A 13,152-nucleotide genomic window follows, 5' to 3' on the forward strand; every position below is an offset into this window, starting at 1 on the left:
GTGTGTTGCGGTGTGTTGCGAATGGGGCGGTGCCGTTTCAGTCGTCATCCTGGTTGAGGTCCCAGGCCGGGAACGGGTCGGTCAGGCTCCGCCACTCCATGGGACCGCCGATGAACTCGCGATCGTCGAGCAAGCAAGCGTCAAGGTTCGCGGTGAGTCGGGCGCCGTCAAGGTTTCGGCCAAAGAAGGCGATTTCCTGACCCCATGGCGACTCGGGGTCGTGGCTGCCCATGCTGGTCGGCTCGAATGCGATGGTGGGACCGGCGCTGTTCCACGACCCGACGACGTGCGGGCGCGATGCCAGTCTGAACAATCCACGGGAGCGGAGGATCTCGCCGGACTCGGTGGACGTGTCGCTGAGGAAGCTGGCGAGGCGGCCCGGGTGAAAGGGGCGGGGATCCCGGTAGACGACGCAACCGAGACCGGTGCGGCCCGAAGCTAACAGCCCCTCGCCGTTCAGCTGTCGGATCCAGCCGGGGCTCTGCTGCAGCCAAGTGAGCATGTCCACCCGGGGTGGCAACCACGCACTGACCGAGCTGTGCCCGTGACGGGCGAAGATCACCTGGCAGGACGGGTTGAGCAGTCTCACGAAGTCGCGCAGGTCCGCGCACTCGGCGGCGGTGGAGAGATCGGTCTTGTTGATCACCACCACGCTGGCCCACTCGATCTGTTGCACGAGGGCATCGGCCACCGTGCGGTCGTGCTCACCGTGGGTGGCGCAGGGCTGCGGTGGCTCGGGTGCGAGTTTATCGCTGCGTATGTCCCGCCAGAAGGTGGACGCATCGAGCACGCTGACGAAATTTCCCAGGCGGATGGCGCCGGCTTCCGAGTGCAGAACTAGGTCACCGCCGGCGGCCATGACCGCGACGGCCACCTCGAGCGGCACGGCGGATGGGTGGATCTCCAGCATGACCTCGCTCCGAGTGCCGGTGCCCGCGATGGCCCCACTGACGGCGGCCCGATCGGCACCGTCCAGACTGATGCTGGTTCGGCCGCTCGCGCGAGCGATGGAGGACTTGCCGGCGCCGGCGAGGCCGCTCACGAGGTTCAGGGTGAGGAATGAAGGCGATGTCATGCCTGCTACTCTAATTGATATGTATTCTCAATAAGGAAGAAATGGTCATGAAGGTACGCAATTCGCTCAAGAAGCTCCCTGGCGCCCAAATCGTGCACCGGCGCGGTCGGGTGTTCGTGAGCGACAAGAAGATCCCCGCGCCTGAAAGCCCCACACGGCTGGTCCTGCCCGTAACCGACCGGCCACCGACTCCGTAGACGCGGTCGACCTGTCAACCGGTGAGACCGCCGCCTCGACCAAGCCGCCGGAGCACCCGGTGAGATCGCAGTCATCACCGACAACTGCACCGCTGCGGGATGCCGTCATGCTGCCAGGTGCTGGTCCAGCAAACCCCATCCGCGCATGAAGCCGCGACAAGCGTGACAATACGGCACCACTCGAGTCTTCCCTGCCGCCTGCGGAACATGCCCAACCCGGGAACGAATACATCGTCGATCGCTCATGTATCTGGTTGGCTGGATCTACTAGCAGTTGCCTAGACGGATCCACAAGGAGAACAGCATGCCCCTCACCGACACCCATGCAGAGCACGCGGTCGCGGACCACCAACACGGCGACAACTGCGGCCACCAAGCCATCAGTCACGACGACCACACGGACTACGTGCATGGCACGCACCACCACGCTTTGCACAGCGACCACTACGACGAGCACTAGCTAGACGGCGTCCTTCCCGGCTACGGCTCGTCCAACGGTTTATTGCATTTCATTGGTTGTGAGACGGTGGCATGTGTTGAATCTCGGCTGTGGGCAAGCTCCCTGTCTGCGCGACGCCGCTGACCTCCGCCTTAGAAAGTGTAACTATGGTTACACTAAAATTATGGATCTGACCTCTCCGCCGCCCGAAACGCACCCGTGGGTGTTGTTGAGCTATCACCTGCCCCGTGAACCGTCGGCGCCCAGAATCGCGCTCTGGAGGAGGTTCAAAGTCCTAGGCGTCGTCAGGTTGCAGACCAATCTCGTAGCCCTTCCCGCCGAGGCCAAAACTCGTGAACAGCTGGAGTGGCTCGCCGAACAGGTAGTGCACAACGGCGGCGAGGCGGGCGTGTGGCTGGCAACGGCCGGGTCTCAACGTCAAGAACAGGACCTGGTCGCGTCCATGACGGCAGACCGGGTCGCGGAATACCGCACCCTCGCGGAGGCTGTGGTTCAGGCCCAGCCCCTGATCGGCACCGCCCGGACCACAGCGATCAAGAAGTTGCGCCGCGAGTGGCGGGACATCAGCCGGCGGGACTATTTTCCCCCGCCGGCCAAAGAGGTAATCTCCCGTCTGTTGGACGAGATGGCCCGGTCCGCCCTGGACGGCGCTGTCGGAGCTGGCGACATTGTCGGCGTTGCAACCCACGCAGCCGGCGCGCCATCATGAAGTGGGCAACGCGCGAACATATGCATATCGACCGGGCTGCATGCGCCTGGCTGGTAACGCGATTCATCGATGCGAATGCCCAGTTCATCTTTGTCGCCGATCCGACCCACGTTCCGAAAGGGGCGACGGCATTCGATATGCGCGGCGCCGAGTACTCCCACGTGGGGTCCAACTGCACGTTCGAAACGATCCTGCGCCGGCACGAACTGGCCGATCCCGTACTCTGGAAAATCGCCCAGATCGTGCATGAGGCCGACATCGAAGATGGACGCTTCGACGCGCCCGAGGCCCCCGGACTCGACGCCGTCCTGAGGGGACTCTCCCTGACGGGCACCGACGAACAGACCCTGGCCGTGAGTAAGCCGATATTCGACGGTCTGTATGAGTTCTACCGCCGCAGCCTGCTCCGCGGCCGCGAAGCCTCCTGACGATACGAGAACTGCACTGTGAAACCCAAGAAGGCCCGGCCAGTGTCCGCAACGGATGCCGCCGAGACCCGAGACCTGGTCCCGTTCCGGGACGCCCTGCGCGTCTGGTTCCTCGTCTCGCTCGAGACTTTCGGCGGGCCGGCCGGACAGATCGCCGTCATGCACCGCATCCTCGTCGAAGAGAAACGGTGGATCGGACACCGCCGCTTCCAGCACGCCATGAACTTCTGTGTCATGCTCCCCGGCCCCGAGGCGCAACAGCTTGCCATCTACATCGGCTGGTTGCTCAACGGCAAACGCGGCGGCCTGGTCGCCGGCACACTGTTCGTTTTGCCGGGCGTCGTCGCCCTCCTCGCCTTGTCCGCCATCTTCGTGGCCTACGGTGACGCACCCGTGGTCGCAGCGCTCTTGACCGGCATCGCCGCCGCGACACTAATCATCGTGGGACAGGCCATCGTCAAAGTCGGCCGACGGTGCCTCGTCCACCCCGCCTTGGTCGTGCTCGCCGTCGCCGGGTTCGCCGCCCTAGCCCTGTTCGCAGTTCCCTTCCCCGTCGTGATCCTCATCGCAGCCCTGACGGGCTGGCTCCTCACTCGATATGTGCCCGGCGTAGCGAAGAAGATCGACGGCAGCGGCGATGCACCCGACCGAATCCAACCCGTCATCGCCGATAACGCGCTCAACGCCGGGAAGCCCTCCGCCGTGAGCGCGGGCAAGATTCTGGCCGTGGGGCTGACACTGTGGATCCTGCCCATAATCGCCGTAGTACTTTTCACCGGCATCGGCTCGGTATTCACGCAGCAGGGCGTGTTCTTCTCCACCATGGCCTTGGTCACCTTCGGTGGCGCGTACGCCGTGCTGGCCTACGTCGCCCAGCAAGCGGTGGAGGTCTTCCACTGGCTCACGCCCGGGGAGATGGCGCGCGGACTCGGTCTGGCCGAGACCACACCCGGACCCCTGATCATGGTCGTCCAGTTCGTCGGCTTCGTCGGCGCGTACCGCAACCCCGGCGACCTCGACCCGTGGGTCGCGGCCATCATCGGAGCCCTCCTGACCACCTGGGTCACCTTCGTGCCCTGCTTCATTTTCATCTTCCTTGGCGCACCCCACATCGAACGGCTCCGCGGCAACCGCCAACTCTCCGGAGCGCTCACCGGCATCACTGCGGCGGTCGTCGGAGTCATCGCCAATCTCGCCGTCTTCTTCGCCTTCAACATCCTCTTCTCCGAAACGTTCCGCCTCGACTCCGGGCCGCTACAACTCCAGCTGCCTGTGCTGAGCTCGGTGAGCATCCTGCCGCTCGCCGTCGCCGTTGTCGCGGGAGTGCTCATGCTGAAACTCCGGTGGACCGCACTGCGCACCATCGGCGTGTGCGCCCTCCTCGGACTCGCCGCCGGACTACTCGAGCTGGCCACCGCATAGATATATTTCAGGACGCCCCGCGAGCGACATATAGCGAACACAGAATGCCGACACCAAACGGCAAAATCCACATGGTATGTCGATTCGACCGCGGTCTCAGTCTGCGTGAAAAATCGGCGACGTTCTCGCTCCTTGCCCGGACTTCATCACATCCAATCAGGGAGATCAACTTGCCGAGTGATCGTTTCGAGTCCGTCCGGACATGTCTGTAATGACGGACCCTTCAGACTTGGAGCAACACATGAACGCAGCAGACCCACTCGACGTGATGCTTGACCAATCATCACCGGGGACGGTGACGATCACGCCGAGTGTGCAGCGCGATCTTGAGGTAACGAATAGGGCAGCAACACGCGAAGTCGTGGCATTGACTCCCTCTCGTTGGACCACTCGTTTGGTCGTCGGATTCGGCCTTGCCCTGGCGCTGCCGGCGCTGCCACAGCCACCGGTGTTTTCGCGTGGCTGCCCTGGGCTGAGAATCCTGACATGGCCTACGCGTTTGTGCATGTCAGCGGTGAGAGGTGTGGCCGTTTCCGACGCCCAGGTCCAGTGCGCGGTTGTCGCGCCGTGAGCGCCCGTCAGAAGGGCGAAAAGCTGAAGTCCATCCTCGACCAGTGTGCTGGGGACGTGCTGCGTTACCTGCAACGCCGAGTGGGGCCCGACGATGCCGCCGATCTCCTCGGCGACACAATGGTCGTCGCCTGGCGCCGGGTGAACCTTCTTCCCGAAAACGCAGAGGTGCCCGGATGTGGATCTTCGGACTTGCCAGGGGAACCGTCCTGAACCATTCCCGCGGTGAACGACGTCGCCTCGCCCCGACGTAGAAGATTCGAACACGCGGAATATCGGCCTGTACCGCGCCGGCAGCCGACGAGGGCAGCGAAGTGCGGGGCGCTCTCTCGCAACTCAACCCCGCGCTTCGGGAAATCGTTCAGCTCGTCCATTGGGAAGGGTTCACCCTCGCTCAAGCTGCCCAGGTCGTCGGAATTCCCGCACCGACGGCGCGCGGGCGGTATGCACGTGCGAAGGACGAACCGCGAAAACTACGAATCCCGATAGGGGACGTTCTTTGTGCAGTTCTCTAGCTAGGCTAAAACGGCGACGTTAATGGCGTTGACCCACCCCGATTTTAGGGACGAGAAGACGATCGGTTGCTCAGCGCCCGCATGCGAATAGGCGTCGTAGCCGCCGGTCTCCGGCAGTACGGGAAGCGCCGAAATCGGTGACACCGTAGGGGACCAGTCACCCGCGCGGGCTTAACACCTATCCCGTCCGCTGGGCCAGCGGATAGATGCCGTCTGACCGCGCGGATGACACGAACTGTCATATTCGCATCGCTCGACGTTGGTGTTGTTACTGTCTAATCAATCGTTGCCGACGGAATTCATTCCCCGGCATGGAGCGACAGCCGAGCCCGGCATCCGCCCGCGAAGAACCGCCAGCCCGCTGGCGCGTCCGCGGCCACCCGGCCATCACCCGCTGTACTGCTTCTGCCGAATGAGGAACCATGACCACGACAGGAATTTCCGCGTGTAACGCCCGCCCGGCGTTCTCGTTCGAGGTGTACCCGCCCAAATCGGCGGCCGCAGCATCCGCTCTAATGAGCACCATCGACCACCTGGCCGCCGCCGGCCCCGAGTTCATCTCGGTCACCTACGGCGCCAACGGCTCCTCGCGCAACTCTTCTCTGGACGTGCTGCGCTACATCAAGGACCACACCGAAGCGGATGCGATGGCGCACCTCACCTGCGTCGGCTCCTCGCACGCAGGCGCAAGCCGCCTCATTCGGGAGTTCCTCGACGCCGGCATACGCAGCTTTCTGGCCATTCGCGGCGACGCACCGCAGGGTGCGGTCGAAGGCGACAACACTTTTCTCGGCGATCTGCACAGCGCGGGGGAGCTGGTGCAGCTCATTCACCGCGTGCAGACCGAACGGGTGCCGTATATCGAAACGGTGATTCCGGGCCTGCCCGGCGCCCGCGGGGTGAAAACGGAACGCAGCAAGGTGCGCATCGGGGTCGCGGCCTTTCCGAACGGACATCCCAACTCCCGGTCGGTCAGCCAGGACATCGACACCCTGCTGGCCAAGCAAGCAGCTGGTGCCAACCTCGCCATCACCCAACTCTTCTTCCACGCCGACGACTACCTGAGCTTCATCCAGCGGGCTCGCTCGGCCGGGGTGCTCTTTCCCATTCTTCCCGGCATCATGCCGGTGACCAGCCCCAACCGGTTGCGCCGAATTCTGCAGCTCTCCGGGGAGAAGCTGCCGGCCGACCTGTCCATCGACCTTGAAGTCGAACCGACCGAGGAAGGGCAGCGCCAGATCGGCATCGACTACGCCGTGCGCCTCGGGCAGGATGTGTTTGCGGGCGGCGCCCCCGGACTCCACCTCTACGCCTTCAACCAACACGACACAGTGCTGCAGGTTCTCGAGGGGTGTGGGGCACTTCCGGTGCCGGCAGTAATGCTTTAGGCCTCACGCCCGCTTCAGCGTGTAGGCCCCGAACTCGTTCGTTATTTTGCACCATTCCAACGACCAATCTCCAGTGAAGGAATCTCCATGCCCATTTCACCCGCATTTCCCACCGGTACCATCCTCGGCTACCCGCGTATCGGTCGCCGGCGCGAGCTCAAGAAGGCCGTGGAAGCGTTCTGGTCTGGGGCGATCGACGCGGTCGCTGTGGAGAGCGTGGCCGCCGAACTGCGCTCGGCCACCCGGGAACGGCTCGTTGACCTCGGGCTCGGCCGCGCCGACTCGTCGATCCCCGAGTCGTTCTCGTACTACGACCAGGTGCTGGACACCATTGTCGCCGTTGGAGCGATTCCCACCCGGTTTGCCTCGCTCGTCGGTGCTGATGGAACCATCGACCTGGCCGGGTATTTCACCCTGGCCCGCGGCGAGGGCGAGAACCTGCCGCTTGAGATGACCAAGTGGTTCGACTCGAACTACCACTACCTCGTGCCCGAGATTGGCCCGGAGACCGTGTTCTCGTTGGCCGGTGACCGCATCGTGCGCGAGTTTCTCGAGGCCAAGGCGGCCGGCTTCCTCACCCGTCCGGTGCTCGTCGGTCCGGTCACCTTTCTACTGCTCAGCAAGGCCAGCGATGAGGCGCCGGCCGGGTTCTCCCCGTTGTCCCGGCTCGACGACCTCCTTCCTGTCTACGCAGCGCTGGTATCGCGGCTAGCGGATGCCGGCGCCGACTGGGTGCAACTCGACGAGCCGGGACTGGTCAGCGAATCGATCGATGTGCCACGCGGGGACACGCTGGCGGCGGTCGCATCCGCTTATGGCGTGCTCGGTCGGCTCAGTGGCCGCCCCGCCCTGTTTGTCGCGGCGCCCTACGGCAGTCTCGATGATGCCCTGCCGGTTCTTGCCGGCACTACCGTCGAGGCGATCGGCCTCGACCTGGTTCGGGGCACCCTGCCGCAGGCGGTGCCCGGGCTGGCCGCCAAGACCCTCGTTGCCGGGGTGATTGACGGGCATAACATCTGGCGCGGCGACCTGGCGGGCGCCTTCGAGCGCGCCGAGAGCGTGCGCGCGCTGTCCGACTCCGTCACCGTATCCACCTCAACGTCGCTGCTGCACGTGCCGCACGACGTGCTCGATGAGACCTCGTTGCCGGTCGACCTGGCCAGCTGGCTGGCCTTTGCCGACCAGAAGGTGGGCCAGGTTGCCACCCTCGCGTTCGGCCTCGCTGCGGGGCGGGCGGCCATTGCCATTCCGCTCGCGGATGCCGCTGCCGCGCTGACCGCGCGTCTCGCCGCTCCGGGGGTGCGCGACGGTTCGGTGCGAGCGCGTTCGGCCGCACTCACCGACGCCGATTTCACCCGTGGTGCCTACGCCGATCGCCTGACTGCTCAGAATGCTGCGCTGCAGCTGCCGTCGCTGCCCACGACCACGATCGGATCCTTCCCGCAGACCGCAGACATTCGCCGGGCACGCGCCCAGTTTCTCAAAGGAAACCTGCCAGCCGATGACTACCGCGACCTGATGCGCGCCGAGATCGGCCGCGTCGTTGCCCTGCAGGAAGAGATCGGACTCGACGTGCTCGTGCACGGGGAACCCGAGCGCAACGACATGGTGCAGTACTTTGCTGAGAACCTCGACGGGTTCGCCGTGACCGAGAACGGCTGGGTGCAGTCCTACGGCAGCCGCTGCACCCGGCCATCCATTCTGTGGGGCGACGTCTCGCGCCCGGCCCCGATCACGGTGGACTGGTCGGTGTACACGCAGAGCCTGACAGCCAAGCCGGTCAAGGGCATGCTCACCGGACCGGTGACGATTCTGGCCTGGTCGTTCGTGCGTGACGACCAGCCGCTTGGCGAGACCGCTCGCCAGGTCGCCCTTGCCCTGCGTGATGAAATCGGCGACCTGGAAGCTGCGGGCATCCAGATCGTTCAGGTCGACGAGCCGGCCTTGCGGGAGCTGCTGCCGCTAAAGAAGATGGACCACGCCGACTACCTGGACTGGTCGGTAGGCTCGTTTCGGCTGGCCACGGCCGGGGTCGCGGAAGCGACTCAAATTCACACGCACCTCTGCTACTCGGAGTTCGGCGTCGTCATCGAGGCTATCCGCAACCTCGACGCCGACGTCACGAGCATCGAAGCTGCCCGCTCGCGCATGGAGGTGGTACAGCAGATTGAGGCCGGCGGGTTCAACCATGGCATCGGGGCCGGCATCTATGACATCCACTCGCCGCGAGTACCCAGCGTCGACGAGCTGACGACCCTGCTGGACACCGCCCTGGAATCCATCCCCGAACGCCAGGTCTGGGTGAACCCGGACTGCGGGCTCAAAACGCGTGGCTACGAGGAGACGGTGCAGTCCCTGCACAACATGCTGGCTGCGACCCGGGTGGTGCGCGATCGCCGCGCTGCCGATCTGAGAGCCAGCCTCACCCGGTAACTCACCCGCGTACCTGGCGCCAGCCGGCAGTCTTCAGGCCCGATCACCGGTTAGTGGTCGGGCCTCACGCCGTGCTTCTGCTCTCTTCTTTGCTTGAAGCTGACTCGCTAGACCGAGCGCAATACGGCGACGACCTTGCCGAGGATGTCGGCGTAGTCGCCGACGATGGGCTCGAAGTTACTGTTGCGCGGCAGCAGCCAGGTGTGGCCGTCGCGCTTGCGCAGTACCTTCACGGTGGCCTCGTTGTCGAGCATGGCCGCCACGATCTCGCCGTTCTCCGCGGTCTTCTGCTGGCGAACGACAACCCAGTCACCGTCGCAGATCGCCGCATCGATCATCGACTCACCGACGACCTTGAGCATGAACAGCTCCCCCTGGCCGACGAGCTGGCGGGGGAGCGGGAAGATCTCGTCTATCTGCTGATCGGCCGTGATCGGAATGCCAGCAGCGATTCGACCGACGAGGGGAACCATCGCAGCGTCGCCGACCTGCACGCCCGGGTGAAAACTGTCCTGGTCGCCGGTTCCGACGTCTTCGGGCGCGCGTTGAATCTCGATGAGTACCTCGAGTGCGCGAGGACGATTCGGGTCACGACGCAGATAGCCGCTCAGCTCAAGCTGGTTGAGCTGGTGAGTCACGCTCGACAGCGAGGCGAGGCCGACGGCGTCACCGATCTCACGCATGCTCGGCGGGTAGCCGCGCGAGCTGACCGAACGCTGAATAACGTCGAGGATGGCGAGCTGGCGCGGGCTCAAACTCTTTCGGCGCCGAGTGCCGCCCTTGTCGCGGGTACCGCCGGTGCTTTGTGTCACGAGAAGCGCTCCTTGAGTCGGTCCCGCGCGGGTTAGAGGACGTCTCGCGGGAATGTCGGTGGTGTCTGGTTGAGTAGCAATCAAGCAATTGACCTATCGAAAGTTTATCCAGTTCTCGGCCTTGAAACAAACACTTATTCGAGTGTGTTGCGTGATTTTCCGGGCAGAGACGAGAAAAAGCTTGCATGTTCGATTGTTCGAAGTTATATTCGGAACATAGTTTCGTATTCGGTCCTCCCGGCCGAGGGCCGAATACGAGACTCGCAGCCCGCCTACCTTGGAGGTTTGACATGACCACAGCATTTGCCCCCGCAGTTTCTCTCCCGCCCGTCACACGTCTTCGCCTCACCCGGCGTGGACGAGTCGTCTTCACCACGCTCGCCGCATTGCCGGTCATCCTTGGCGCCCTCGTATTTGCCGTCAATGGGGGAGCGGCCGGCGCCTCTGGGTCCGCCACCGGCATCGATCTCATGTCGTACACAACCGACTCCGGCATTGTGGCCACGCTGGCCTATTCACCGACCGACGTCGGTTCAGCCCGATTCATTACGGTCGAACCCGGCCAAACCCTCTGGAACCTTGCCGAAGAGAACTTTCCCGCCGCCGACCCGCGCGACGTTGTCGCCGATATCAAGCGCATCAACGCCCTGTCGGTGGAAACGCTGCAGCCGGGCCAGCGCCTGGAAATCCCCGCCAACTCCTAGGTAGTGATGGGCAGCAGTACGGGGCCCTAGCATGGAGAGGGTGACCAGTCTCGAAGATCTTCCCCTCCGCACCAACCTGCACGGCCTGACGCCCTACGGGGCTCCGCAACTGCATGTTCCAGTGGCCCTGAACGTGAACGAGAACACGCACCCCATTCCTGAAGCGGTGGCCCGCGACATCCTCGCAGGCCTGGCCGAGGCCATCCGCTCGGTGAATCGGTATCCCGATCGAGAGTTCACCGCCCTGCGCGAGGCGCTCGCCCGCTACCTCGGCGAAGGACTGACCGCCGAGAATATCTGGGCGGCCAACGGCTCCAACGAGGTGCTGCAACAGGTGCTGCAGGCTTTCGGCGGACCGGGACGCAGCCTGCTGGGCTTTGCCCCGACCTACTCGATGTACTCGATCCTCGCGTCGGGAACCGACACCACCTGGATTGCCGGTGCCCGCGACGCCGACTACGAGCTGTCGCCAGCGACCGCCGTGAGCGAGATCACGCGTACCAAGCCCGATATCGTCTTTCTCTGCTCGCCGAACAACCCCACCGGTACGCCGCTCTCCCTCGAGACCATCGCCGCTGCCTATGACGCGACCGACGGCATCGTCGTGGTCGACGAGGCCTACGCCGAATTCGCTCCGGTCGGCACCCCGAGCGCGCTCACCCTGCTGCCTGGCCGGGAACGCCTGCTCGTCTCCCGAACGATGAGCAAGGCCTTCGCGTTCGCCGGTGCCCGTGTGGGCTACCTGGCAGCCGATCCGGCCGTAACGGATGCCCTGCGTCTGGTTCGCTTGCCGTACCACCTCTCGGCCCTGACCCAGGCGGCCGCAAACGCGGCCCTGGCTCACAGCGTCGAGATGCTCGCGATGGTCGATGACATTCGTGGGCAGCGCGATCGGCTCGTTGTCGAGCTTGCGGGCCTGGGCTATGCCCCGCACCGCAGCTGGAGCAACTTCGTACTGTTTGGGGGAGTAGCCGACCCGCACGAGACCTTCGAGGCGCTGCTGGCTGAGGGTATTCTTATTCGCGATGTGGGCATCGCCCACCACCTGCGCGTGACCGCCGGCACCGAACAGGAGACGACCCTGTTCCTCGACGCCATCGCCCGACTTGGTCGCAGTGGCGGCTCCGGTCAAATTGCGCCCGCCCAAGCCGAATAAACTAGGTCCATGAGCTCACCTGCTGACATTCCCGCGCCCCGCGTCGCACACCTGCAACGGGAGACGAGTGAATCCAGCATCGACCTGTCTCTGAACCTTGATGGCACCGGCGTCAGCGACATCCGTACCTCGGTTCCGTTCTTCGACCACCTGCTGACGGCGTTCGCCAAACACTCCCTGACCGACCTCACGGTGCGCGCCTCCGGCGATATCGAAATCGACGTGCACCACACCGTCGAAGACGTGGGAATCGTGCTCGGCCAGGCCATTCGTCAGGCCCTTGGTGACAAATCGGGCATCTCCCGTTACGGTGACGCTCTCGTGCCCCTCGACGAGGCGCTGGCCCAGGCCGTGGTCGACATCTCCGGCCGCCCCTACCTCGTGCACACCGGCGAACCGGCCGGTTTTGAATTTCACCTCATCGGCGGACACTTTACCGGCTCCATGGTGCGTCACGTCTTCGAAGCGATTACTTTTCACGCCGGCCTGACGGTGCACGTCACCCTGCTTGGCGGGCGCGATCCGCACCACATTGCCGAGGCTGAATTCAAGGCCTTCGCCCGCGCCTTCCGACTCGCCAAGGCCCTCGACCCGCTGGTGCACGGTATTCCGTCGACTAAGGGAGCCCTATGACGAAGGTTGTCGTCTTCGACTACGGAACCGGAAACGTGCACTCCGCGGTCAAGGCGCTCGAGTTGGCCGGCGCCGAGGTCACCCTCACGAGCGACCGCACGACTGCATTGGAGGCCGACGGTCTCGTCGTGCCCGGAGTTGGAGCGTTCAGCGCCGTGATGGCAGCGCTCAAGTCCGTTCGCGGTGACGACATCGTCGACCGTCGTCTGGCCGGCGGCCGCCCGGTGCTCGGAATCTGCGTCGGCATGCAGGTCATGTTTGAGCATGGAGTGGAACGTGGCGTGGACACCGAGGGGCTCGGCGAATGGCCGGGAACGGTCACCGAGCTTCCCGCGAAGATCCTTCCGCACATGGGCTGGAACACCGTCACGAGCGCACCCAACTCTGAATTGTTCCGAGGCATCGAAGAAGAGCGGTTCTACTTCGTGCACTCCTACGCCGCGCAATCCTGGACGCTTGAGGTCATGCCGCCGTTCCCAGAGCCCCGGCTGACCTGGGCCGATCATGGGGTGCCGTTCCTGGCCGCGATCGAGAACGGACCGCTCAGCGCCACCCAGTTTCACCCGGAGAAATCGGGGGAGGCAGGCATCCGCTTGTTGAAGAACTGGATCGGCACGCTGCACAGTTAGCCCGGCGAGCCTAGACTTCAC

General features: G+C 64.4%; 15 protein-coding genes. 13 read left to right on the forward strand and 2 right to left on the reverse strand.

The annotated features are described in order from the left end of the window. Positions 1 to 37: 37 nt before the first annotated feature. Entirely contained in the window at positions 38 to 1,075 is a 1,038-nt protein-coding gene (locus E3T41_RS03165; protein WP_134477308.1) for a GTP-binding protein, read from the reverse strand. Positions 1,076 to 1,122: 47 nt separating this feature from the next. On the opposite strand from E3T41_RS03165, the gene E3T41_RS18885 reads away from it, so the two are divergent. The 9 genes from E3T41_RS18885 (at position 1,123) to metE (ending at position 9,197) form a co-directional block, all read left to right on the forward strand. Next, on the forward strand, positions 1,123 to 1,272 hold the full coding sequence (locus E3T41_RS18885; RefSeq protein ID WP_134477310.1) for a ribosomal protein bL36: 150 nt from the start codon (positions 1,123 to 1,125) through the stop codon (positions 1,270 to 1,272). A 304-nt stretch (positions 1,273 to 1,576) separates the two neighbouring features. Beyond that, entirely contained in the window at positions 1,577 to 1,732 is a 156-nt protein-coding gene (locus E3T41_RS03175; RefSeq protein ID WP_134477312.1) for a zinc transporter permease, read from the forward strand. Between the two features lie 163 nt (positions 1,733 to 1,895). Beyond that, the gene (locus E3T41_RS03180; protein ID WP_166791487.1) at positions 1,896 to 2,441 is read left to right on the forward strand and encodes a Chromate resistance protein ChrB; all 546 of its coding nucleotides are present in this window, start codon (positions 1,896 to 1,898) and stop codon (positions 2,439 to 2,441) included. Further along, a complete protein-coding gene (locus E3T41_RS03185; RefSeq protein WP_134477314.1) occupies positions 2,438 to 2,869 on the forward strand; it encodes a chromate resistance protein ChrB domain-containing protein in 432 nt (143 codons plus the stop codon). The genes E3T41_RS03180 and E3T41_RS03185 overlap by 4 nt, the downstream gene beginning before the upstream one ends. Before the next feature lie 18 nt (positions 2,870 to 2,887). Beyond that, on the forward strand, positions 2,888 to 4,291 hold the full coding sequence (chrA, locus tag E3T41_RS03190; protein WP_241991011.1) for a chromate efflux transporter: 1,404 nt from the start codon (positions 2,888 to 2,890) through the stop codon (positions 4,289 to 4,291). A 567-nt stretch (positions 4,292 to 4,858) separates the two neighbouring features. Next, positions 4,859 to 5,074 (forward strand): hypothetical protein, encoded by a 216-nt coding sequence (locus E3T41_RS03195; RefSeq protein ID WP_134477316.1) that lies wholly within the window; start codon positions 4,859 to 4,861, stop codon positions 5,072 to 5,074. Positions 5,075 to 5,175: 101 nt separating this feature from the next. Then, positions 5,176 to 5,376 (forward strand): sigma-70 family RNA polymerase sigma factor, encoded by a 201-nt coding sequence (locus tag E3T41_RS18890; RefSeq protein WP_166791488.1) that lies wholly within the window; start codon positions 5,176 to 5,178, stop codon positions 5,374 to 5,376. Positions 5,377 to 5,798: 422 nt separating this feature from the next. Next, positions 5,799 to 6,764: a methylenetetrahydrofolate reductase gene (locus tag E3T41_RS03205; RefSeq protein WP_174775274.1), complete on the forward strand. Its 966-nt coding sequence runs from the start codon at positions 5,799 to 5,801 to the stop codon at positions 6,762 to 6,764. 87 nt (positions 6,765 to 6,851) lie between these two features. Next, the gene (gene metE, locus E3T41_RS03210; protein ID WP_134477318.1) at positions 6,852 to 9,197 is read left to right on the forward strand and encodes a 5-methyltetrahydropteroyltriglutamate--homocysteine S-methyltransferase; all 2,346 of its coding nucleotides are present in this window, start codon (positions 6,852 to 6,854) and stop codon (positions 9,195 to 9,197) included. 107 nt (positions 9,198 to 9,304) lie between these two features. On the opposite strand, the gene lexA is transcribed toward metE, so the two are convergent. Next, positions 9,305 to 10,009, reverse strand: coding sequence for a transcriptional repressor LexA (gene lexA / locus E3T41_RS03215; RefSeq protein WP_104132437.1), 705 nt, complete (start codon positions 10,007 to 10,009; stop codon positions 9,305 to 9,307). Between the two features lie 290 nt (positions 10,010 to 10,299). On the opposite strand from lexA, the gene E3T41_RS03220 reads away from it, so the two are divergent. From E3T41_RS03220 to hisH, 4 genes are read left to right on the forward strand one after another with little or no spacing between them, the layout of a single operon-like run. Further along, complete coding sequence (locus tag E3T41_RS03220; RefSeq protein WP_092449865.1) at positions 10,300 to 10,713, forward strand: LysM peptidoglycan-binding domain-containing protein; 414 nt, start codon at positions 10,300 to 10,302, stop codon at positions 10,711 to 10,713. 31 nt (positions 10,714 to 10,744) lie between these two features. Further along, positions 10,745 to 11,869 (forward strand): histidinol-phosphate transaminase, encoded by a 1,125-nt coding sequence (locus E3T41_RS03225; protein WP_134477320.1) that lies wholly within the window; start codon positions 10,745 to 10,747, stop codon positions 11,867 to 11,869. 9 nt (positions 11,870 to 11,878) lie between these two features. Beyond that, entirely contained in the window at positions 11,879 to 12,502 is a 624-nt protein-coding gene (hisB, locus tag E3T41_RS03230) for an imidazoleglycerol-phosphate dehydratase HisB (protein WP_092449861.1), read from the forward strand. Beyond that, complete coding sequence (gene hisH, locus E3T41_RS03235; RefSeq protein ID WP_092449859.1) at positions 12,499 to 13,131, forward strand: imidazole glycerol phosphate synthase subunit HisH; 633 nt, start codon at positions 12,499 to 12,501, stop codon at positions 13,129 to 13,131. The genes hisB and hisH overlap by 4 nt, the downstream gene beginning before the upstream one ends. Positions 13,132 to 13,152 lie beyond the last annotated feature (21 nt).

Origin of the sequence: Cryobacterium sp. Hh38 (genome assembly GCF_004403235.1) — a bacterium.
Lineage (GTDB): Bacteria > Actinomycetota > Actinomycetes > Actinomycetales > Microbacteriaceae > Cryobacterium > Cryobacterium levicorallinum.

Bases quoted from the DNA above. Each gene is read 5' to 3' on its own strand.
- hisB (WP_092449861.1), top strand. From the start codon at position 11,879: ATGAGCTCACCTGCTGACATTCCCGCGCCCCGCGTCGCACACCTGCAA.
- E3T41_RS03185 (WP_134477314.1), top strand. From the start codon at position 2,438: ATGAAGTGGGCAACGCGCGAACATATGCATATCGACCGGGCTGCATGC.
- hisH (WP_092449859.1), top strand. From the start codon at position 12,499: ATGACGAAGGTTGTCGTCTTCGACTACGGAACCGGAAACGTGCACTCC.
- E3T41_RS03225 (WP_134477320.1), top strand. From the start codon at position 10,745: ATGGAGAGGGTGACCAGTCTCGAAGATCTTCCCCTCCGCACCAACCTG.
- E3T41_RS03205 (WP_174775274.1), top strand. From the start codon at position 5,799: ATGACCACGACAGGAATTTCCGCGTGTAACGCCCGCCCGGCGTTCTCG.
- E3T41_RS18885 (WP_134477310.1), top strand. From the start codon at position 1,123: ATGAAGGTACGCAATTCGCTCAAGAAGCTCCCTGGCGCCCAAATCGTG.
- E3T41_RS03165 (WP_134477308.1), bottom strand. From the start codon at position 1,075: ATGACATCGCCTTCATTCCTCACCCTGAACCTCGTGAGCGGCCTCGCC.
- E3T41_RS03175 (WP_134477312.1), top strand. From the start codon at position 1,577: ATGCCCCTCACCGACACCCATGCAGAGCACGCGGTCGCGGACCACCAA.
- E3T41_RS03180 (WP_166791487.1), top strand. From the start codon at position 1,896: ATGGATCTGACCTCTCCGCCGCCCGAAACGCACCCGTGGGTGTTGTTG.
- metE (WP_134477318.1), top strand. From the start codon at position 6,852: ATGCCCATTTCACCCGCATTTCCCACCGGTACCATCCTCGGCTACCCG.
- E3T41_RS03220 (WP_092449865.1), top strand. From the start codon at position 10,300: ATGACCACAGCATTTGCCCCCGCAGTTTCTCTCCCGCCCGTCACACGT.